The organism is Mesorhizobium sp. B283B1A, assembly GCF_020165735.1.
Classification (GTDB): Bacteria; Pseudomonadota; Alphaproteobacteria; order Rhizobiales; family Rhizobiaceae; genus Mesorhizobium; species Mesorhizobium opportunistum.
This window is the reverse complement of the sequence record NZ_JAIUIQ010000003.1, coordinates 36,112-56,894: the sequence shown is the minus strand read 5'-3', so window position 1 is coordinate 56,894 and position 20,783 is coordinate 36,112. Positions and strand designations below refer to the sequence as shown.

Below are 20,783 nucleotides of genomic sequence, written 5' to 3'. Positions count from 1 at the left end.
CTGTTCGAGTGGAATGAGACGGCTCAGGCGTTCGCCGCGAGGGCCGGGACGCCGGACTCGGCGGCGTAAATCGCGCCGATTGCCGTTTCGATATAGTCATGGCCATAAGCGTCGGTTGCTCGGATACCGGCGTCCGCCAACTTATCCTTGGGGCAGTTTCCAATTTTGGCGCAAAGCACGATGTCTACGCCTTCCAGCGCGGCGATGACGCACTCGAGAGTGTCGTTCTCGCCCCAACCGCCGAGGCAATACTGCTCAACCTTGCGGTGCCCGACAAAGTTGATACCTATCGGCGAGGCTTCATACACCTGGAACTCCTTGGCATGGCCGAAGTGTTCGTTGACGCGGCCGCCGCCCCTAGTCGCCACCGCGACGACCAGGGACTTGCCGGAGCCGGCTGCCTTGACCATTCCAATCGCTTCGCTCCTGGCCGCCAGGTGATCACGGCGCTCGTCCGCGACCAGCTCCCGATAGGCTTCGCGCTTGCCGGCATCATAGGTGAGCTCGCCAGGAATCTGGTCGATCGTGAATTCCTGGCCACGATCCTCGCCGAGCAGGCCGACGGCATCTGCCCGGCACTGCCGGCAGTGGCGCATCAGCTTGGCGCCGCCTTGAAGACGATCCTGAAGAGCCGTCATCTCCAGTGCATTTGGGCCGCGCTGCCCGGTCAGTCCGTAGTACGTGCCGTGAGCCGGGTCTGAAATCAGGGGCATGACGTTGTGCAGGAACGCGCCGCGCTGCTTGACCTGCTTGTTCACCTCAACCAGGTGCTGGTCATTCACCCCGGGGATCATCACCGAATTGATTTTGGTGAGGATGCCGCGCGCGCTCAGCATCTCCAAGCTCAGCATCTGTCGCTCGTGCAGGATCCTGGCGGCTTCGATGCCGACGTAGCGGCGGTGGTCGTAAAAGATCCAGGGATAGATCTTTGCTCCGACTTCCGGATCGACCATGTTGATGGTGATCGTCACGTGATCGACATTCATGTCGGCAAGCTCGGCGACATGGTCCGGCAGCGCGAGCCCATTGGTAGAGATGCAAAGCTTGATGTCGGGGATTTCCCTGACGACGCGTTCGAACGTCGCCTTTGTCTTCTCCCAGTCGTAGCAGGCATCGCCCGGTCCGGCGATGCCCAGCACGGAAAGCTGCGGCACTTCGTTTGCGACCGCGATAACCTTGCGTACCGCCTGGTCGGGCGTCAGCTTTTCCGAGACAACCCCAGGCCGGCTTTCGTTGGAGCAGTCATATTTGCGATTGCAATAGTTGCATTGGACATTGCACGCAGGCGCGACAGCGACGTGCATGCGCGCGAAATAGTGATGCGCCTCTTCAGAAAAGCACGGATGATCCTTGATCTTGTCCCAGACAGCCGGATCCAGATCGTCCGGTCTTGTCGACGACCCGCAGGAGGTAGATACGCAGCCACCCGAATTCGCGCTCGCCAGCAACTGGTCGGAGAGCTTCGTCTCGGTCAGGCTCTCAACCGAAATTGCCGGTGCGGACATTGAACGGCTCCGTTGCGGGTTGACGTCGCAGTTCAAAGCGCAAGCGCAATGCCAACTCAAAAGGCGGCACTATGATCGGCAATTGGCTTTCGCGTCGGATATCATGAGGCTGCTCCGACATAAATTTGTCGGACCTCGGACAGCGGCAGCCGCATAAGGTGAGGAAGGCGACTACGGCCGGACATCATTGAGAGACAGAAATCCCGTGTCGATCCCTTCACCCGTGAGCGCCTCGGCACAACGTTCTCGACCGGTCTCCGACGAAGATGTCGATCTCGGCGACTGTGAACTCATCGGCGGTGAAGTTGTCGCCGCATACTGTGTCGGCATGGTTCCAGCTAGGAGAGTGCGTGCCTCCCCTTTACTCTCGTCCAGACGCCCGCATGGGCTCCTCATAATCGCGATCAAGAGCGTGATCATCGTCAGAGACCGAGCAGCTTGGCCCTGGCACGGACAGTTCCCGCGCACCTGGCGCAGGGGTATGGTCTTGTTCTCGACATCGTGAGAACGCTGGAATTTCTTCACCTCGATGTCATGTCGGCGCAAAGCGTATCCGACCTGCCGCGTTCGTTAACCGGTCCGGCGGTATGTGAGCCCTGGAAACACCTCAGGAGTTGTGGTCCAATGCTCCTCCCAAGTAGCATTCATTCAATTCTGGAAGTACACTGTTCACCCGCCCCCCTTTGCGAGGATGGTGCCAGAAGCGGTTGGCGCTTGTGGTAACTTCAGGAGTACACACGTGCCCTATGCAAACGCGGATCATCCAAACTTGAAGAGGACACCGAAGCCACCGCGCGGATAGTTCCATTCGATCTCGCCGCTGGCCTCGCACAAGATGCGGCAGGTGCCGCACTCCATGCAGCCATCAGCGGTGATCTCAACCTGACCTTTGTCGTTCGACTCATAGCATTTCGCTGGACAGACGCGGGTCAGCGCGAGCAGATTCGCGCTTGGTTGCTCGTGCGGTCGCACCTTAATATGCGGACGGCCGGAGTCCACTAGATAGCGGTTCTGGTAAAGCTTGTCCTCTACACGCAAGTTCGTCACTGGGTTTGTCATGTGGTCAGTGCCTCACCGCCACGCCAGTGCCAGGCGGATAGCGTCCCTGACCAGACCCAACCGCGATCGCGCCTTGATGAAGGCTGCGGTAGTAGCCCTTTCCTTCTCGATCTTTGGCGTGCCGTCGACCCGCATGAAGTTCTGCGCGGCTTGCGACATTAGCCGCGGGTAGGTCGTGAAGAAATTACCGGCGTTATTATGGAGTAAGGCTGGCATGTCTTTGTATTTCCGCAGGTCCTTCACCACGAAGGATTCGTCCAGCATCGTCTTGTAAAGCGCGAGGTTCCGTTTGGTCATGGGATCGTTGCGTCTCTTGACTTGGATGATAGCTTCAGCCGCAATGCGACCGGAGGTCATGGCGAGGTTCGAACCCTCGCGGTGAATGGCGTTGTTCAATTGCGCAGCATCGCCAACAACGACCCAACCGTCGCCAAAGAGCTGCGGAATTGCCTTGTAGCCACCTTCAGGAATGAGATGCGCCGCGTATTCCTTCACCTCCGAGCCGGCGATCAGCGGCCGGATCGAAGGATGGTTTTTTAGCGCGTCCAGGAGGGCGTAAGGGCTCTCCATCTTCGCGGTGAAATCCGAGACGAGGCAGCCGATGCCCAGTGAGATCGATTCCTTGTTGGTGTAGAGGAACCCGAGCCCGGCCATGTCGTGGGATATCGTGCCGACTGCCTCGATCACGCAGCCTTCACTCCCTTTGACGCCGAACCGCTGCTCAATGACCTCTTCGGGCAAGAAATGCATTTCCTTGACGGCCAGCGCCACGGCTTCCGGCGTCAGCATCTTGCGCAGGCCGCCTCGCGTACCAAGCAGCCCGCAGACACCTTCTGCAAGAACAACGACGTCCGCGTAGATCGCTCCGCCAGTCCGATCTGTCCGGACCCCGATCACCTTGCCCTTGTCGTCACGCACGAGTTCCGTCACGGTCGTCTCGCACAGAAGCGTCGCGCCGGCCTGACGCACCCTGCGCGAAAACCACTTGTCGAACTGGGCACGGATGATGGTATAGCGATTGGGGCTCACCTCGTTGAAGTCCTCCGACCGATAGTGAATCCCGGTGTGGGAGGTCTCGTCCATGACCCATAGCCGCTGTTCGACCAGATGCCGCTCCAGAGGTGCATCATCGCGGAAATCCGGGATGATCTTCTCCAGCATGTTCGCGTACATGATGGCGCCCTGAACATTCTTGGAGCCCGGATATTCACCTCGCTCCAACTGGAGCACCTTCAAGCCGTCGCTTGCCATGGTGTAAGCAGCTGCGTTCCCGGACATGCCGGCTCCGATGACAATGGCGTCGAATTTTTCGTTGATCATCTCCATCTCCCTTAGCTCGCAAGCTTGTCTCGGCTGTGAGGTGACAGCCGCCGGGTGAAGGCCTCGGTGAGCGCGGGGAGGAAGCGGACCGCATCGGTGACGATCCCGAGGTGAGCGAAATCGAAAATCGGAGCGTTCGGGTCGGTGTTGATGGCCACGATGAGATCGGCTGCCTCAACCCCAACGCGGTGCTGGATCGCGCCAGAAATACCAGCCGCTATGTAAAGCTTCGGCCGGATTGTCTTGCCAGTCTGGCCGATCTGCCGATCCGCCGGCATCCAGCCCTTTTGGACCAGCGGCCGCGAACAGCCAAATTCGGCGCCAATCGCTCGCGCGAGACTCTTCACAAGCTGCAGGTTCTCCGCCCCGCCGAGGCCGAGCCCTCCCGCAACCACCACATCGGCATAGGCGAGATTGGCTGTGCCTGACTGGCTATCCGGCAGGAAGCCGAGGATTTTGGTGACGATTTCATCCTCGGCCAGTGACAGCTTGTGCGCGATGACGCGCCCGATCGCTCTGTCCGCCCGCTGCGGCATGGGCATGACCCTCGGTCGCACCGTCGCCATCTGCGGCCTGTAGTTCAGCGTGTATATCGTGCATAGCAACGAGCCCCCGAAAGTCGGACGGGTCGCGGCAAGCGAACCGTCGGCATCCACATCGAGTTCGGTGCAGTCGGCCGTGAGCCCTGTTAGCAAGGTCGTCGCGACGGACCCGGCGAGATCCCTGCCGAGCGTGGTCGCTCCAAGAAGCAGAATCTCGGGTTTGTAAGTATCAACCAGATCGGTCATCGCCTTGGTGAAAGGCTCATTCCGATAGTCGGCGAGCAGCGGCGACTCGACGAAGTAGACAAGGTCGGCGCCATAGGCGAAGGCTTCGGCGACCGCGTTCTGGGTGGCTTCTTCAGGCGGTCCGAGCACAACGCCCCCGAGCTGGACGCCAAGTTTGTCTGCCAGCTTGCGACCCTCACCAAGCAATTCGAAGGACACGGAGTGGACCTGGCCGCGTTCAAGCTCGATGAAAACCCAAACGTGCCGATAGGCCCTGAAACGCTCGGGCAGCTCCTTCGTCATCCCGGCACGGCCGGCGGGCGGGCGGGGAGTGTCTGGGTTCGCGCTCGACATATGGTCTGCTCCTTGCCGTCAGGCGCCGTCGAAGGCGAGTTCCGGTTCCAGTGCGGGCTGGCGGGTGAAAATTGCAATAATCAGTTCGTCGGCGAGATCGCGCAGCGTCTTCTCGGCCGTGTCAATTTGCGCTGCCTTTTCCGACCGCGCGGTAGGGGCGAAAACGCGTCTGACGACCGTCGGCGAGCCACGCAAGCCGCACTTGGTGAGGTCCTCAATGCCCGCCTCGGCCGCACTCCATTTCACAACCTGCCTCCGCGCAGCGCTCAATGCGTCTTCGATCGAGCCCCGACGCATCTCGTTGGTGCCTTCCAGCATGGTGATGAGGCAAGGCAGCTTGCTCTTCAGCGTCTGCGTCCCGCCCTCGCAACGACGCTCCACCGTGATCTCGCGCGCAGCAAGATCGATGGTAGCGATTCTCGCGACATAGGTGAGTTGGCTGAGATCGAGACGCTTGGCGATGCCGGGCCCGACTTGCGCGGTGTCGCCGTCGATCGTCTGCTTGCCCGTGAAGACCACGTCCGGCGTGCCGAAGGTTTCGCCGATCTTCGCGATTGCCTGGGAGAGAGCAAGTGATGTCGCCAGTGTGTCGGAACCGGCAAAATAGCGGTCGGTCAAAAGCACCGCGCGATCGGCGCCGTAGCCAAGCGCTTTGCGCAGGGAGTCCTCTGCCATGGGTGGACCCATGGTGAGCACGGTGACCTCGCCGCCATAAGCGTCGCGTAGCCTGAGAGCTTCTTCGAGGGCGAATAGGTCATAGGGGTTAATGATGGTCGGCACACCCTGGCGCATGATGGTGTTCGTCACCGGATGGACCCGTATCTGTGCCGAGTCCGGCACCTGCTTAATGCTGACGACGATGTGCATTGGCGTTTCTCTACGCTGTTATCCGGATGCGGGCTGGCGGTGCGAGTTCTTGGCTGCATCATTCGTGCCAAGTGCTTTGCGGCCCTGTTCCCCTAAGTTCGGGCTGCTCATTGCGAATGGCGCCGTTGCGATCCCGAATTTGTCGACTTCTTGACATTGTCGCGTCGCGTCTATGTCGCGATCATTCCCTGCCGAACGGCTTCAGGACGGAATCGAAAGGAACGAAGGCGCGGCGTGTCGTGCAAGCTCTATCCGGATCGTGATCTTTGAGCACCTTGAAGACCCGGTGCGTGAGCGGCGAGGAAACCGCGAAGTCCCCGTAAGCCCGCTCCAGCAGGGCGCGCACGCGCGCGGCGATCACCTGATCGGGCAGACCGGAGAAATCTTCCTCAGCAAGGTATTGTCCCACACGCTTCATGATATGGAGCCGTGAAACGTTGAGCACCTTCGGATCATAGGAGACGCCAAGGACAGAGAAGAACTCCTCCGCGGCCGACACTCCTTTCAGTCGCGTAACGATATCGGTGACATCGGTGATGGGACGGCCGTCAGCGGAACAGGTCATTACATTCTCCCTTGTCGGAAAACTGTTGGGTCAAATACGAAAAACTCTGATCTACAGCCGCGAAAATCCGCAGTATGATGCACGAGGTGGGCTGAGCCAGCGAGGCAATCGGTTGGTCGCAAGGCTGGGCACCCCGGTGCCCGGGCGTGGCGAACAGGCGCCATGCGCAGCGCCGAGCAGTGCGAGATGGGCTCGATGATTGCCGCATTGGCTCTCGATCTGCCCGGACTCCGACCTGGGTGGGACCGAGGTCTTGTTGCTGGCATCTATGAGGAGATCGGCCAGACGCGGCCGGATCATGCGCCTTGATCTCCGGAGGGTTTTGGAGGTCACAGCCCCGACGATCGGCCTGGTGGCGGCTGTCGGTCGGCGTGACGCCTGCGCCACCTTGGCTGCCAGGGCGGGCAATGCGGTCAGGTCGATGCCAGCATCTGCGTGCTGGAGGACAGCTAACGCGGCGGCCACCTCTTCCAGCGCGGCATTGCCCGCGCGCTCGCTGAGTCCAAGGAGGGTGACCGAGGCATGGCGCGCCCCGGCGCGGATCGCCGCCAGGGTGTTGGCCATAGCGAGGCTGAGATCGTTGTGCGCATGGTATTCGAGGTCGACGGGAGACTCCGCGGAGAGCTGGGCGACAAGCTCGAAGGTGGAAAAGGGGTCGAGAACGCCGGCTGTGTCAGCCAGCCTCACGCGCCTTGCGCCGGCGCGCGCCGCCGTCATGATAACGCGCCCGAGATGATCCCGGTCGGCCCGTGAAGCACCCTCGCAGCCAACGGCGACGGAGGAGCCGCTGGCGGCCGCGCGCCCGACCATATGTTCGATAAGCTGGAGCGCTCCCGCCCGATCGAGGCCGAGCTTGGTGGCAAGTATGTTCGATGCAGAAAACGACAGATTGACGGCCCGGACCCCGCTCTCGATCGCTGATTCGAGATCCGGTGAGATCATCCGGCACCAGGCCGTGAGCCGCACCGAGAGGCTGCGCGCGACCACGGCGCGAATTGCGTCGATCTCGTCGGCGCCCATTGCCGGCGTGCCGATCTCGATCTCAGGGACGCCGGCTGCTGCAAGCGACTCAGCGATCTCAAGTTTTTCCGCCACGGTGAAGGCAACGCCGGGTGCCTGCTCGCCGTCGCGCAGAGTCGTATTCTTGAGAAAGACCTGACTGCTCATGAATGGTCGCCGGAGCTTCCGGCGCTGAGACAGGGACCGCATTGAAGGTCTTCGGCACTCCGCCCTTCCGGCGCAGAACTGAGGGACGCGCGCAGCTTCTCCACGATGGCAGGCAAGACCTCGAGCACCCGGTCCACGTCGTCTTGGTCGTTGTCACGCGAGAACGAGAAACGGACCGCCCCATGTGGGATGTTCATCGCCCTCAGCACATGGCTCGGCTGTGCACAGCCAGAGGTGCAGGCGGAGCCTGAGGAACAGGCGATACCCACGCGGTTGAGGAGATGCAGGATTCCATCACCTTCGATACGTTCGAAGGCGATGTTTGCGGTGTTCGGCAAGCGCTCGAAGGGATCGCCGTTGACGAAGGTGTTTGGTATACGCTGAAGAATCCCGTTCTCCAGCCGGTCGCGTAGCCACTTTATCCGTGTGGTCTCATCATCCATGAATTTCAGGGCGAGTTCGGCTGCCCTGCCGAGCCCGACTATACCGGGCGTGTTTTCGGTTCCCGCACGCCGGTCTCTCTCTTGGTGACCGCCTTTGATCAGCGAGTGGAAGCGCACACCGCGCTTGAGGAAAAGTGCGCCGACGCCTTTCGGTCCATGCAATTTATGGCTGGAGAGCGATAGCATGTCGATAGCGGTCGATTTCAGGTCCATAGGGAGCTTGCCGACCGCCTGCACGGCATCGGTGTGGAAAAGGGCGCCGACTTCCTTCGCCAACTTGGCGAGCTTTGCGACGGGGAAGATCGTACCAGTTTCGTTGTTGGCCCACATGATCGAGACGATTGCCACGTTTGAGCTGAGGGCTGCCCGGTAAGCGTCAATGTCGAGCCGGCCATGGTGATCCACCGGGATCCTGTGCACCTTGACCCGGCGCGTCTGCTCAAGATGTGCGCAGAGCGCCAGCACTGCGGGATGTTCAACGGCGGACGTCACGATCTCTGTTCGGTCAGGCATCACCTCGAGCGCCGAAAGAATGGCCGCGTTGTCGCTTTCCGTCCCACCCGAGGTGAAGGTGATCTCGTCATCAAACGCCGCGCCGATCAGCGCCTGCAGCTGCCGCCGCGCGTTTCTCAACGCCGCGCTGGCAAGGGTGCCAAGACCGTGCGCCGACGAAGGGTTGCCGAATTGATCCGTAAGGAAGGGCAACATCGCTTGAACGACCTCGGGATCGACCCGTGTCGTTGCGTTGTTGTCGAGATAGAGAACTGTCATGGGTGTGGTCTCCAATCGAGCGGAATGACGTTAAGCGCAAGGACTCATCGCGCTTGCACCCGCCGTTGATAGTCGAGACGATCCAGAGCCGGTGCAGCACCCACAAATTGATTTAGACAGGCGCCGCCGTCGCGATCGACGAGCTCACCTCCGGGCCCTCTCTCCTGCTTCGACGATCAGCTGAAGGACTTGCCGCATGAGCACTTCGCTCGCGCGTTAGGGTTATCGAAGACAAAGCCGGAGGATTCGAGCCCCGTGACGAAGTCGACGGTCATGCCGGCGACATGCGGTTGGGAGCCGGCGTCTAAGAACACCTTGATCCCATCTGTCTCGAGGATCGCGTCGCCCTCGCGCGGGACGCTCTCCAAACCGATTGAGTATTTGAAGCCGGAGCAGCCGCCGGGCTGAACCATGATGCGAAAGCCTTCTGCGGGGTCAGTAGCGGCGGAAAGAGCGGTCTTGACGGCGGCAACGGCCTTGTCGGTGAGCGTAATCATGGCTCGCTTATCCTCGTGCGTGACGATTTTGCGGATCACCATGCATGGTCCGTGCCAATGGGAAAAGCGGCGCTGGAACAGTGCGACATCGCTAACACTGCCGCGATTCCGGTTCGGAATTGCTGCGAAGGCGTCCGGCAATCGACACGTATTGTCGAATTTGTCGCGTCCGCCACAGGGGCTGGGCCCGAGTTCCCGCCGAGCTGGCACGTAAGCCAGTTTCCGAGATGCTTTCGGCAAATTGGCACGAGTTTTGAGGCTCCCTTTTGGCGAGGACTAACGCTCCTGACCGACAGTATGGGCAAGCAGAGGTAAGACATGCACCAGCGCGAGAAACCTTCGCCAGAGAGAATCCGGCGGGCACGCGAAGACAGCCCCAAAATCCGCGACCGCGATCTCGCTGGCCAATTGGGCATCTCGGAAGCGGAGCTCTCCGCGGCACATTGCGGTTTTGGCACTGTGCGCATCGAGCCACGCGTCAATGTTGTTCTAACCGCTCTCGAGGCGGTCGGCGAGGTAATGGCGCTGACCAGCAATGATAGTGCCGTGCATGAGAAGATAGGCATCTACGACAAGGTGCTCACCGGCAACCATCACGCCATGGTGCTCGGCAATGACATTGATCTGCGCATCTTCCCGAAGGTGTGGGCGCATGGCTTTGCCGTCGAGACACGCGAAGGCGGGGAGATCCGCCGCAGCCTGCAATTTTTCGACGCCGCAGGCGAGGCAGTGCACAAGGTGCATCTGAGGCCGTCCTCAAACCTCTATGCCTATCAAAGACTGACAGACGAGCTCCAATCCTCGAACCAGGAGCCGATTGTATCGGTTAAGACGAGGTCAGCCGAAAACGAGGCAAAGATTCCGGACCAAGCCGCTACCATCGACGACCTGCGGGAGCACTGGAGCCAGCTGACCGACGTACACCAGTTCTTCGGCATGCTCAAGACGCTGAACCTCAGGCGCCGCCGGGCGGTCCGCATGGTCGGCCAGGACTACGCCTGGCTGCTTGACAATGCTGCAATTGGCGGCATGTTCCATCGTGTCGCCGAGGACGAGATGCCGATCATGTGCTTTGTCGGCAATCCTGGCTGCATCCAGATCCATTCCGGCCCGATCAAGTTGGTCAGGCAGATCGGGCCTTGCATCAACGTACTCGACGCCACTTTCCACCTGCATCTCAGGACCCAGCACATCCGCGAGGTTTGGGCCGTGCGCAAGCCGACCAGGGACGGCCACGTCACGTCACTCGAAGCCTATGGCGCCGACGGCAATATGATCATCCAGTTTTTCGGGACGCGCAGGGAAGGCGAGCCCGAGCGCGACGACTGGCGGTTACTGACCGAGAACCTGCCGCGCTTTCCCAATTCAACCGCCGCTTGAGGTAGGACCGATGCATATTGATTTCCGTTTTCGCTCGGCGTCCGCGCCGCTACTCTGGATTCTGCTGACCACCTCTCCGCCTGCCGAGGCCAACGAGAGCACAGCTGTCTTTTGCGACCCGTCGCGGATCGCCTCGACCGTAGTCTCCAGCCCCAGAGCGCTACACCCGTGGCGAGCTAGCCCTCAATGGTTCCGTTGCGATGTCCCAGAACCGGAAGCTGCCCCTGGTCTAATGCGTCAGCTGTACGTCGATCGAACGTCCAACATCCCGGCCCTGTACGGCGCCGGGTGGCATCAAGTGGTCGAGGTGAAATCGATCGGTCCCCTCGTCCAGTTTCCAGAGGGATGGCTCCACAAAGGCGTGCTCGAATGATCCATAAGGTCGGCAAGCCCGTCGGCGTCTAATGCCAAGTCCGCAAGGGTAGCGTGCGAGATGGATGCAAAGCTGAACGCCGCCCGAAGCAGACCGTATCATCAAAGAACGCCGGCGCATCCTGTTCGTGCTATCGGAGCAGGGCGGTTAGATTCTCGGCCCGGGGCGGCGACGCAGCAGTCGACGGCCTGGTTGCCGGTACGACGAGTGCGGTCGAGGATTTCTCCGGCGAGCAGCAGCTGTCCGACGAGGCGATCGTCACCGCCAGGCGAGGTGATCCTGACGCAGAAGAATGTCGGGGCGCATCCTTCAGAGCTCAGCCATTTGCAGCCTCGGCGGACGTAGGCCTTCTTCTCGCCGTTGGCAGCGCCAGGCGGCCCCAACCTCCAGCTCCGCCGCTTGGCGGCAAACCAGCAAGGGATCGGGGCCGGAGCCTTCTCCATGAGCGCGCAGGCTCATCATGGTCAGCGATCGTTCCTGCGAACTGATCGCTGTCAGCAAATCCAACCTTGCCTGCGAACCGTCGATTACCACCGCAAAGCCGCTCGCGCGCTTGTGGAGAGCGCGCTCGCGAGCGGCTTCGCTACCGCCGAGCCACACCCGGTCTGGGAGGGACCTCGTTCGATCCTTAGGCAGCTTCCACCAGGCTCCTCGTTAGCTTCTATGCGCAACGTTGTCATGTCTGGAACGGACAAGAATGTCGAAAGCCCTACCAGGCGTAGCCCCATACCGGGCGCCATTACGATATATGAGCGGGCGCCAATGGTGCCCCTATTCGGCACGCGATTTGCTCAATGTCATCTGAGGCGATGTCGGCAGTGCGTCACGCAGCTCAGCGGTATCTCAGTCGAGCGCGTAAACGCCTGAACGCAGGAGAACCAAATGGTAGCCAACCCGGTTCCAGATCATGTCCCCCCGGAAATGGTGGGCGACTTCAGTCTTTTTACCTCGCCAGGCATGTCCCCGACGCCCAACGGCGATCCGCACGCAGCAGTCGCTTGCGTGCATGCCGGGCCGCCGATCTTTTATTCGCCTTGGAACACGCGGGCCGGACAGGGTACTTGGGTCATCACTCGCGCGGCAGATCAGCGCCGGGTGCTGCAGGAGACCGAAGTCTTTTCCAGTCATCGCAGCATCTTCGCATCTGCATTGGGCGAAGACTGGCCGATGATCCCGCTCGAACTCGATCCACCGTACCATGGAGTCTTTCGCTCACTGCTCAATCCGCTGCTTTCGCCACAGCGTGTAGCGGAATTTGAACCAACTATCCGCGAGCGAGCGATAACGCTCATCGACAGCATCGCCTCGCGGGGCACGAGCTGCGACGTGATGAAGGATTTCGCCTTTCCCTTCGCGGTCAACATCTTCCTTCGCTTTCTCGGACTGCCGGATCACCGTCTCGATACATTTGTCGGCTGGGCGAAAGATCTGCTCCACGGCGACGATGTGAGACGGCCGGCGGCTGCTCGGACTATTGTGGCGTTCATCGACGAACTGGCAGCCATGCGCCGCAAAGAGCCCGTCGACGATTTCATGAGCTTCATCGTGCATGCACAGGTCGAGGGTCGCGGGCTGACGGACCAGGAGGTCCGTGGCATTGGCGTGCTTACCTTCGTTGCGGGGCTCGACACCGTCGCTGCAGCCATTGGCTTCGACTTGGCCTATCTCGCGCGCAACCTCGAAGATCAGGAATTGCTGCGGAACGAACCGGACCGGATTGTGCTCGCAGCCGAAGAGTTGCTGCGCGCCTATCCGAGCGTTCAGATGATCCGTGTGGCACGGAAAGATATCGATTTCAAAGGCGCGCCGATCCGCAAGGGAGACTTTGTTTCCTGCGCCACGATGATTGCAAATCGTGACCCCGCGGAATTTGAGGCCCCCAACACGGTCGATCTGACGCGAGAGGGCAACCGCCACGCCGCCTTTGGCTATGGTCCCCACCGCTGCCTTGGCTCTCATCTCGCCCGGCGGGAAATTGTCATTGGGCTGGAGGAGTGGATGGCGCGCATACCGCCCTTTCGGATCAAGGAGGCAACAGCACCCATCACCCATGGCGGCCATGTGTTCGGGATCGAAAATCTGGTCCTGGATTGGGCTCGACCAAGGCCGCCCGGAACTGGGCAAAGACGCGGGAAGTAGCCGTGCGCATTATCGTTCACAAAGCCAGGTGCCAGGGTCATGCGCAATGCTCGGCGCGAGCACCGGCAGTCTTCAAGCTGGATGAGGCGGGCTACATCCTACCTGGCGACATTGATGTTGCGGATGGGGAGCAACTGCTTGCGGCAGATGGGGTGCGATCCTGCCCCGAACTAGCGCTGGAAATAGACGATCCGCCTGCTGCGCGCCTAGTAGCCGAGGCCACGCGCAAACGGAAGACTCTGCTCCCGGAACAACTCAAAACCCCGGAATTTGCGACTATGGACCACGCAAAAACTACCGAACTACTCGACCGTGAGGCGATCCGCGACTGCCTGTATCGGTACTGCCGCGGGATAGACCGCGCCGATGAGGCAGCGCTGCGCAGCGCCTACTGGCCTGATGCACATGACAATCACGGGGCCTATCGCGGCTCGGCCGAGGGCTTCATTCGGTTTGCGCTCGGTGTATTCAAGACCGGACCGCGCAACATCCATCAGATCACGAACGTCCTTGTCGAATTCATCAAACCGGCTCAGGCCGCAGTCGAGAGCTATTTCACCGCGCTGCAACGCGGACCGGACAAAGACGGAGAAATGCGCCAGATGCTGCTAAGCGGGCGCTACTGCGATCTGTTCCAAAAGAGGGCAGGCGAGTGGCGGATTGCCGATCGGACCGTCGTCTACGATTGGCTCGAGGAGCAGGTTCCAGCTGCGGTGCTTGAGACCGAACGGTTCGGCCTGCGACAGCCGATTGGAGCACCGTATCCGAACGATCCGGTCTACGCGATCGGAAAGCATCGCGTTGCTTCTCGCGATAATGCGTTCCCAGCTCCGAACGGGAAAACCACATCGGTGGGACGATAATTTATGACAACTCTGCTACGCCACAGCAAGCTTAGCGACACCCTGCACGGTAAAGATGCGGCCGCCAGCGTAGCCTTTCTGCCCCGCGACAGCGTGACCGCGACAGCGCTCTGGTCTGAGGCCACGAGCGCGCCGAGGCCGGTCTACATCGATTTGCTGGACTTTGGCAGAGCCGCTCATCGAGGCAAGCACCTGTGCTTGAGGCGTCGGACACACACTCGGCTATCCAACCGAGAGTTGGATCGCAGCCAATGCGGACGACGCCTGTCTGGGAACGCACGAGACCGGCACCAGCACAGGGTGCTCTACGGGGGCGCACCATTCCGCCGCACCACGTCGAGGGCAGAGATTTCAGAGACTCCTGGAGAAAGTTCCCATGAAGTATGCAGGACGGGTCGTCATCATAACAGGCGCCGCGGGCGGAATCGGCCGTGCCCTGGTCGATGTTCTTGCCGCAGATCAAGACACTATCGTTGCGGTGGACCTTCCTGGGAGCGGCGTGTTTGAACTGGCCCGCGATCTCGGCGAGCAGCACCTTGGCCTCGAGTGCGATGTCTCGCGAGAGGGAGATATCCTCGCGTTCTATGGCCGGGTCGAAGCACAGTTCGGGCAGATCGACGTCCTCATCAACAACGCCGCGGTGGGACCCAATGTGGCTGCCACTGTCGACACCGATGTCGACGCCTTCCGACGCCGCCTGGCAGTAAACCTGATTGGGCCGTTCCTCATGGCGCGCGAGGCGGCGAGGCGCATGAGGCCGGGAGGTGCCATCGTCGACGTCGCTTCGATGTCGGGCGTGGCCAGCAATCCCAGACGCCATGCCTACGCAGCCTCGAAAGCAGGCCTGATCTCGTTGACAAAGTCGCTTGCATGCGAATGGGCTTCTCGCGGCATCCGCGTGACGGCGGTAGCGCCGGGCTGCGTGCGCACGCCTATGACTGCAGGGCTGGAACGAGCAGGCAAAATGGACCTCTCGGCGATGCGCCGTCGCGTGCCAATGGGGCGCATGGCTCGGCCCGACGAGATCGCCCGGGCTGTGCGTTTTCTGGCAAGCGCACAGGCGCACTACGTCACGGGATCCGTGCTGGCGGTCGACGGCGGCTGGATGTCATTCAATCAACCTGGGGATGCCTCCCCTGAGGTGGAAGGCGTTCCCCTAAGCGAACTCTCCTGTCCGGCCCAACGCGCCGACGCGCGAGTGGTGCTCGTCACGGGTGGTGCGAACGGTATAGGCGCCGCCGTTGCTCGCCGTTTTGCCGCGAATGGTGATACCGTCGTGATCGCCGATAAAGACCGCACCGCAGCGACGCTCCTGGCCGCACTGCTTGGCGGAAAGAACATCGCGAAATCGGTAGATGTGGCCGTAGAGGCTGAGGTGGTGGCGCTGTTTGAGGAACTGAGGGAGCGCTTCGGGGGCGTCGATATCCTCGTCAACGGTGCTTCTGTCGTCGACACTTTTGTGGCTGGGATCGAACAAATGCCTGCAGACATCGAACGTGTCCTGCATGTCAATCTCACCGGCGCCTTCATTTGCGCGCGTGAAGCGATCAAAGCAATGCGCCCTGGCGGTGTGATCCTCAACCTCGGATCGATCAACAGTTTTCTGCCCTTCGCGCCGCGTCACGCCTACGGTGCCTCGAAGGCGGCGATGGACATGCTGACCCGATGCATGGCGGCCGAACTGGGGCCCGCCGGCATTCGCACAGCCACCGTCGCTCCTGGCTATATCCGCACTCCCGCCATTAGCGAGTTGGCGAAAACCGGCCACATCGACTTGGCAACGATCGGCCGACGGATCCCTTTGGGCAGGATGGGAAGGCCGGAAGACGTTGCAGATGCAGCGTTTTTCCTGGCTTCCTCCGACGCCTCATACATCAGCGGCTCGATCCTCTATGTGGACGGCGGCTGGACCGCGTTCGGTGACGCAGGAAACGCCAGCGAACTCTACGACGAATGCTTTGCGGAGGCGGGTGTTTGAACCTCGACCATCGCTACGCAACCGGGCGCCGTCCATGAAAGCGGAGACCCTGGCTTGGGACGCGCCCGCGGCGCTGCCCCGCTCCAAGATGTCGGCGGGGCAACGTCCCTCGGCATGGGGACAAGCTCTCGCGCGTGCCTGCAACCGCGGATCGCAAAACTGCTTATCGCACCATCATGCCCCTGCCAGGCGCCCGATCCGAGGCAATCGCGTGTCTCGGATGAGCGCAGTTCCAAATTCGCCACCATCAGCAAACAAGGAAACATAGTGGAATTCGCCACCTTCATCCTGGCCGCCCAACGTGGGTATCATCAATCCCCCGAGATCGTTATCCGAAACTCGATCGAACAGGCCATCGTTTCGGAACAGGCCGGCTTCGGCACAGCCTGGTTCGCAGAACACCACTTCAACAACTACAGCCTGATCCCATCGCCGTTGATGATGGTGGCCCACTGCGCCGGAGTGACGAGCACCATTCGCCTCGGTACTGCCGTCTGTGTGCTACCGCTCTACAAACCGCAGCGTCTGCTCTCCGAGATCGGCTTCGCCGATATCCTTGCGAACGGTCGCCTGGAACTCGGCGTCGGCTCTGGATACCAACAGTTCGAGTTCGAGCGCTTCGGCGTCAGTATCGATGAGGCGCCGGCCATCTTTTCGGAACACCTCGATATCCTTTTGAAGGGTCTCAACCAGAACATCTTCGAGCACGATGGCCACTATGAGAAAATACCCCCGACAGCGATTTCAGTATCCACCGTCCAAAGGCCGGCACCGCCCATCTGGATGGCCGGCGGGCCGGCCCGCATGAAACGGGCCTACCGAGAGGGTCACAATTTCTTTGTCACCGCATTCCACGACGGCTTGGCGAGCTTGAGCACGTTGCGCGGAGCAATCAAGCAGGCGGCGGCTTCCGAGGACAAGAATGTGACGGACGCCAGGATATCGCTGTTGCGTTGCTGCTACGCCAGCGATGACGAGGAGGAGATCAACAGCTATCTCGACAACGCCCGTTTCCAGCGCCGCCTGTCCGAGGCGCTGCATCAGCGCCGGCAGCAGAGCCACGACGGCTATCTGCTGCAGGAAACGCCCACCCAGCAGGATCTGTCCTTCGGGGCAATGCGCAACAACCTGCCGATCGGCAGTGTGAATCGCGTGATTGATCGCTTGCTGGAAGAGATCGACATTCTGAAACCGGATCAGATCGCTATCCAGACCCAGTTGGGGGATTTCGACCAAAAGCTAATGCTGCGCCAGATCGAACTCTGGGGAGACAAGATCATTCCCGCAATCAACAAGGCGCTGGGTTATGCGCGCGTTTGAATTCATAAGGGGTCCAACTTCGTGCCGCAGCTTCTTTTTCGTTCCACTCGGCATAAGCACGTTTATGAACAGAACTTGGCGTGGTTTCGATGAGTGGCGCTGCCGTCACCAGGACGGCCCCAGATGGGGTTCCCCACTATCTCGCCTGCCGACGGGCGAGCCGTCACGGCTAACCCGTCGCTTCAGGACCTGCTCGCGCCGTCAGCCAGTTTCACGGCGTCGTGTCCTGGGTGAAATTCTCGCCTGCCCGACTGCTGCAGGACGCGTTTCAAGGCGAGGCTCAATTGCATGATCAAGGCGGTCGATTTTGCCGACCGCTCCATGAGGCACGAGCCTGCGCACACGTGTGCCCGAAAGACTGACTGACCCGCGTTGCGCTCGGCAGAATGCTGCGTGAAGGCACAGACCAGGAGAACGGAACCATGTCCGGTCAAAACGATGCGCATATCGGCACCGGCCAATGGCCGACGATCCAGCCGCAGAAGGAGTTCGACGAACATGTGCTTGCCTGCGTCTTCTCCTGTGCGCTCAAGGAGATCGAGGGCGGCACGACAGTGGCGGAGTCAACAGGCCTTTCGCTTGCCGAGCTGCGCGAGGTCTTGCCCCGCAGTTTCCCCGGTACCGCGATGGCAGCATTCGCCTCGGCAGACGTCAGCGATGCTGAGCCGGGTATAGAGGAAGAACTTCTGCGCGGCCTGCTACTGGCACATGCCCGGGCGAGCCATCCGGCGAGCGCCCGCTTCGCTAAGATCCTCGCCCGACGCGCCATGCATGATGGCCATCTGTGGCAGGACCTTGGGCTTCCCGACCGGGCCGAGCTCAACCGCCTTCTTGCCACACACTTTCCGACGCTGGCGGCCGGCAACACCCAAAATATGAAATGGAAGAAGTACTTTTACCGCAAACTCTGCGAGGCCGAAGGGTTTTCGCTGTGCACTGCGCCCAATTGTCGGGAATGCAGTGATTTCGAAGATTGCTTCGGCCCCGAGAGAGGCGAATGTGAAGAACGCGTCACACCGGTTTAAACGCCGCTTTTCGTCACGAGGCCTTGAGGCCTTGATTGCCGTTGTGCCACAAGCGTTTTTCCCGGCGCCGCTGTATGGAGGAGGGGACATTCATCGCCTCGCGATATTTTGCGACGGTGCGGCGAGCGAGATCGATACCGTCTTCCTTGAGCCGGTCAGCGATTTCATCGTCCGAAAGCACGTTCTCAAACGATTCTTCGGCGACCATTGCTTTGATCCTATGGCGGACAGCTTCGGCGGAGTGCGCGTCACCGCCTTCGGAAGAAGCGATCGCGACAGTGAAAAAGTACTTGAGCTCGAACACTCCACGTGGGGTGTGCATGTACTTGTTCGACGTTACCCGGCTTACAGTCGACTCGTGCATGTTGATCACGTCAGCGACCGCCTTGAGATTGAGGGGCCGTAGGTGGGCGACGCCATATTCCAGAAAGGCATGCTGCTGGCGCACGATTTCGTTCGAAACTTTGACGATCGTCTTGGCGCGCTGATCGAGGCTGCTGATTAACCAGAGCGCATTCTGTAGGCATTCGTTCAGAAATGTCATCTCTTTCGATTTTTTGGCGACGCGGCGTGAAACTTCCTTGAGATAAGTGTGTTTGATCAACACCTTGGGCTGCGTGTTCGGATCAGGCTCGATCTGCCATCCACCTCCGGGCGAGGGAGTGGCCCAGACATCCGGCACGATGCATTCCGGCGCGCCCGAGTGGAATGCGTTTCCGGGCTTGGGGTCGAGCGCACGGATTTCCTGCAGCATGTCGAAAAGATCTTCGTCGTCGACGCCGCAACGCACCTTCAAGGTCCGATAATCGCACCGCGCAAGCACGTCAAGGTTGGCAATCAAAGCCGCCATGGCCGGGTCGAACCGGTCTCGCTGGCGCAACTGTATCTCAAGACATTCGCCGAGAGATCGTGCGAAAATCCCCGGCGGATCGAGGTGCTGCAAGATACCCAAAACTCGTTCCACATCGGACAGCGGGATGTTTAGCTTCCCGGCCAGCTCCGAAGCACTTGCCCCAAGCCAACCAGTGTCATCCAGATGTCCCGCAAGCACATTAGCAATCAGCCGCTCGTGCGGCGTGAAGGCGGTGAAGGAAATCTGAGAAGCGACATGGTCGTGCAACGTTTCTGGTAAGGCGACAAACTCCTCGAAGGCACGATGATCGCCAGGCGCGGTGCTCGATTTCCCTTGCCTGGGCAGATCCCGTCTCTTCGCATACTCCAGAAGGGGATTTCTCTCGAGCTCCTGGGCCACGAACTGATTCAGTTCGGGAATGTTCATTTGAAGCAGGCGAATCGACTGGATGAGTTGAGGCGATAATCCAAGAGACTGTTTCTGAAGTAGGCTCAATGACGGTTGCATGGTCACTTATTCCTGTCTAAGAAGCTCTGACCGCGGCTGGTTTCGATCTCTCACAGGTCGACGCCTCTCATGCGCGTCACCTTTGAATGACCTTCCCGGACGCGCCGCTTCAGAGCTTTGCCCTTGTGCAAGTGGCGTCCAAACGCAGCTGCACATCTTCGGCACCAGGTCATGCAGCGTCCTTCAATGTTTGAAGGACGTTCTGCGGGGATGAGACGCCATAGGGGTCGGTCCCGCAGTTGTCGGAGAAACCTTCCTCCTCAAACCACTGCTCCACCACGCCATTATTGACCAGAGCCGCGTAGCGCCAGGAGCGCATACCGAAGCCGAGATTGTCCTTGGCAACCAGCATGCCCATTTTGCGAGTGAACTCGCCTGAACCATCGGGGATCAGCTCGACTTTCTGCAACCCCAAGGACTTCCCCCATGCATTCATGACAAAGGCATCGTTGACGGAGAGGCAGTAGATCGCGTCAATTCCTTCCTTCTTGAATTCCGCGTAGAGATCTTCGAAATTCGGCAGTTGGTAGGTCGAACAGGTCGGTGTGAAAGCACCGGGCAGAGAGAACAGGATGACCCGTTTGCCGGCAAAGTAGTCGTCGGATGTTCTTTTTTCCCAGCGGTATGGATTTGGCCCCTGGACTGAATCATCGCGGACACGCGTAAGAAACGTGACGAAGGGAACCTTCTTTTTACCGGTCATCAATTTTCTCCTTGAAGGGAGGTGGCACTGGATTCTTGCAGGGGCTGGCGCAATACCGAGCTGCGGGTCTCGTGCATGGCATGATGCCGACGGCGCTCCCGATGCTTTCTCCATTCGGGTGTATGGGAACGGCCCGGCTCCAGGTGTTCTTCACCCGAACCGCATCGACGTGAGCGATTGGGGGACGCGGCTCCCGATTCATGGCAACGGCCCGGCTCCAGACCTTTCTCACCCGAAAGCCATCGATATGAGGGATGAGGGCACCTTCTAGCGCCGCGATTGGTCTTGCCGCGACTAGGGCGCCGGAGCCGGCATGGATCACCCACT

17 protein-coding genes and 1 pseudogene are annotated in these 20,783 nt (G+C 60.4%); 7 read left to right on the top strand and 11 right to left on the bottom strand.

What is annotated here, in order from left to right; translation table 11 throughout:
- Positions 1-23: 23 nt before the first annotated feature.
- The 9 genes from nifB to LB577_RS02880 form a co-directional block, all read right to left on the bottom strand.
- Positions 24-1,505 (bottom strand): nitrogenase cofactor biosynthesis protein NifB, encoded by a 1,482-nt coding sequence (nifB, locus tag LB577_RS02920; RefSeq protein WP_224685491.1) that lies wholly within the window; start codon positions 1,503-1,505, stop codon positions 24-26.
- A gap of 759 nt (positions 1,506-2,264) precedes the next feature.
- Positions 2,265-2,564 (bottom strand): ferredoxin family protein, encoded by a 300-nt coding sequence (locus LB577_RS02915; protein ID WP_224685490.1) that lies wholly within the window; start codon positions 2,562-2,564, stop codon positions 2,265-2,267.
- Positions 2,565-2,576: 12 nt separating this feature from the next.
- Entirely contained in the window at positions 2,577-3,884 is a 1,308-nt protein-coding gene (locus tag LB577_RS02910) for an FAD-binding protein (RefSeq protein WP_224685489.1), read from the bottom strand.
- An 11-nt stretch (positions 3,885-3,895) separates the two neighbouring features.
- On the bottom strand, positions 3,896-5,005 hold the full coding sequence (locus LB577_RS02905; protein WP_224685488.1) for an electron transfer flavoprotein subunit alpha/FixB family protein: 1,110 nt from the start codon (positions 5,003-5,005) through the stop codon (positions 3,896-3,898).
- 18 nt (positions 5,006-5,023) lie between these two features.
- Positions 5,024-5,872 carry an electron transfer flavoprotein subunit beta/FixA family protein gene (locus LB577_RS02900; protein ID WP_224685487.1) on the bottom strand — a complete coding sequence of 283 codons (849 nt, stop codon included), beginning with the start codon at positions 5,870-5,872 and terminating at the stop codon, positions 5,024-5,026.
- A gap of 181 nt (positions 5,873-6,053) precedes the next feature.
- Positions 6,054-6,437: a nitrogenase stabilizing/protective protein NifW gene (gene nifW, locus LB577_RS02895; protein WP_224685486.1), complete on the bottom strand. Its 384-nt coding sequence runs from the start codon at positions 6,435-6,437 to the stop codon at positions 6,054-6,056.
- A 51-nt stretch (positions 6,438-6,488) separates the two neighbouring features.
- Positions 6,489-7,604, bottom strand: coding sequence for a pyruvate carboxyltransferase (locus LB577_RS02890; protein ID WP_224685485.1), 1,116 nt, complete (start codon positions 7,602-7,604; stop codon positions 6,489-6,491).
- Positions 7,601-8,818, bottom strand: a complete 1,218-nt coding sequence (gene nifS / locus LB577_RS02885; protein ID WP_224685484.1) for a cysteine desulfurase NifS — start codon at positions 8,816-8,818, stop codon at positions 7,601-7,603. Before nifS ends, LB577_RS02890 begins: the two co-directional genes overlap by 4 nt.
- Positions 8,819-8,994: 176 nt before the next feature.
- Positions 8,995-9,315, bottom strand: coding sequence for a HesB/IscA family protein (locus tag LB577_RS02880; protein WP_064993574.1), 321 nt, complete (start codon positions 9,313-9,315; stop codon positions 8,995-8,997).
- 318 nt (positions 9,316-9,633) lie between these two features.
- Here LB577_RS02880 and LB577_RS02875 point away from each other — a divergent pair, with 318 nt between their 5' ends.
- The 7 genes and pseudogenes from LB577_RS02875 to LB577_RS02845 all read left to right on the top strand — a co-directional run bounded on the left by LB577_RS02875 (position 9,634) and on the right by LB577_RS02845 (position 18,393).
- Positions 9,634-10,695, top strand: a complete 1,062-nt coding sequence (locus tag LB577_RS02875) for a hemin-degrading factor (RefSeq protein ID WP_224685483.1) — start codon at positions 9,634-9,636, stop codon at positions 10,693-10,695.
- 1,255 nt (positions 10,696-11,950) lie between these two features.
- Positions 11,951-13,207 carry a cytochrome P450 gene (locus LB577_RS02870; RefSeq protein ID WP_224685482.1) on the top strand — a complete coding sequence of 419 codons (1,257 nt, stop codon included), beginning with the start codon at positions 11,951-11,953 and terminating at the stop codon, positions 13,205-13,207.
- A gap of 2 nt (positions 13,208-13,209) precedes the next feature.
- A pseudogene (locus LB577_RS02865) lies at positions 13,210-13,332 on the top strand (ferredoxin); the annotation flags it as partial.
- Between the two features lie 153 nt (positions 13,333-13,485).
- Entirely contained in the window at positions 13,486-14,070 is a 585-nt protein-coding gene (locus tag LB577_RS02860) for a nuclear transport factor 2 family protein (protein WP_318013403.1), read from the top strand.
- A gap of 376 nt (positions 14,071-14,446) precedes the next feature.
- Positions 14,447-16,048: an SDR family oxidoreductase gene (locus LB577_RS02855; RefSeq protein WP_224685481.1), complete on the top strand. Its 1,602-nt coding sequence runs from the start codon at positions 14,447-14,449 to the stop codon at positions 16,046-16,048.
- A 267-nt stretch (positions 16,049-16,315) separates the two neighbouring features.
- Positions 16,316-17,368, top strand: coding sequence for an LLM class flavin-dependent oxidoreductase (locus LB577_RS02850; RefSeq protein ID WP_224685480.1), 1,053 nt, complete (start codon positions 16,316-16,318; stop codon positions 17,366-17,368).
- Positions 17,369-17,790: 422 nt separating this feature from the next.
- Positions 17,791-18,393 (top strand): nitrogen fixation protein NifQ, encoded by a 603-nt coding sequence (locus LB577_RS02845; RefSeq protein WP_224685479.1) that lies wholly within the window; start codon positions 17,791-17,793, stop codon positions 18,391-18,393.
- A 13-nt stretch (positions 18,394-18,406) separates the two neighbouring features.
- Here the strand turns inward: LB577_RS02845 and rpoN are convergent, their stop codons facing one another.
- A complete protein-coding gene (gene rpoN, locus LB577_RS02840; RefSeq protein ID WP_224685478.1) occupies positions 18,407-19,753 on the bottom strand; it encodes an RNA polymerase factor sigma-54 in 1,347 nt (448 codons plus the stop codon).
- A 169-nt stretch (positions 19,754-19,922) separates the two neighbouring features.
- Positions 19,923-20,456, bottom strand: a complete 534-nt coding sequence (locus LB577_RS02835) for a peroxiredoxin (RefSeq protein ID WP_013533494.1) — start codon at positions 20,454-20,456, stop codon at positions 19,923-19,925.
- Positions 20,457-20,783 lie beyond the last annotated feature (327 nt).

Bases quoted from the DNA above. Each gene is read 5' to 3' on its own strand.
- LB577_RS02905 (WP_224685488.1), bottom strand. From the start codon at position 5,005: ATGTCGAGCGCGAACCCAGACACTCCCCGCCCGCCCGCCGGCCGTGCC.
- LB577_RS02835 (WP_013533494.1), bottom strand. From the start codon at position 20,456: ATGACCGGTAAAAAGAAGGTTCCCTTCGTCACGTTTCTTACGCGTGTC.
- LB577_RS02845 (WP_224685479.1), top strand. From the start codon at position 17,791: ATGTCCGGTCAAAACGATGCGCATATCGGCACCGGCCAATGGCCGACG.
- LB577_RS02915 (WP_224685490.1), bottom strand. From the start codon at position 2,564: ATGACAAACCCAGTGACGAACTTGCGTGTAGAGGACAAGCTTTACCAG.
- LB577_RS02875 (WP_224685483.1), top strand. From the start codon at position 9,634: ATGCACCAGCGCGAGAAACCTTCGCCAGAGAGAATCCGGCGGGCACGC.
- LB577_RS02900 (WP_224685487.1), bottom strand. From the start codon at position 5,872: ATGCACATCGTCGTCAGCATTAAGCAGGTGCCGGACTCGGCACAGATA.
- LB577_RS02870 (WP_224685482.1), top strand. From the start codon at position 11,951: ATGGTAGCCAACCCGGTTCCAGATCATGTCCCCCCGGAAATGGTGGGC.
- LB577_RS02890 (WP_224685485.1), bottom strand. From the start codon at position 7,604: ATGAGCAGTCAGGTCTTTCTCAAGAATACGACTCTGCGCGACGGCGAG.
- LB577_RS02910 (WP_224685489.1), bottom strand. From the start codon at position 3,884: ATGATCAACGAAAAATTCGACGCCATTGTCATCGGAGCCGGCATGTCC.
- LB577_RS02880 (WP_064993574.1), bottom strand. From the start codon at position 9,315: ATGATTACGCTCACCGACAAGGCCGTTGCCGCCGTCAAGACCGCTCTT.
- nifW (WP_224685486.1), bottom strand. From the start codon at position 6,437: ATGACCTGTTCCGCTGACGGCCGTCCCATCACCGATGTCACCGATATC.
- LB577_RS02855 (WP_224685481.1), top strand. From the start codon at position 14,447: ATGAAGTATGCAGGACGGGTCGTCATCATAACAGGCGCCGCGGGCGGA.
- rpoN (WP_224685478.1), bottom strand. From the start codon at position 19,753: ATGCAACCGTCATTGAGCCTACTTCAGAAACAGTCTCTTGGATTATCG.
- LB577_RS02860 (WP_318013403.1), top strand. From the start codon at position 13,486: ATGGACCACGCAAAAACTACCGAACTACTCGACCGTGAGGCGATCCGC.
- nifB (WP_224685491.1), bottom strand. From the start codon at position 1,505: ATGTCCGCACCGGCAATTTCGGTTGAGAGCCTGACCGAGACGAAGCTC.
- nifS (WP_224685484.1), bottom strand. From the start codon at position 8,818: ATGACAGTTCTCTATCTCGACAACAACGCAACGACACGGGTCGATCCC.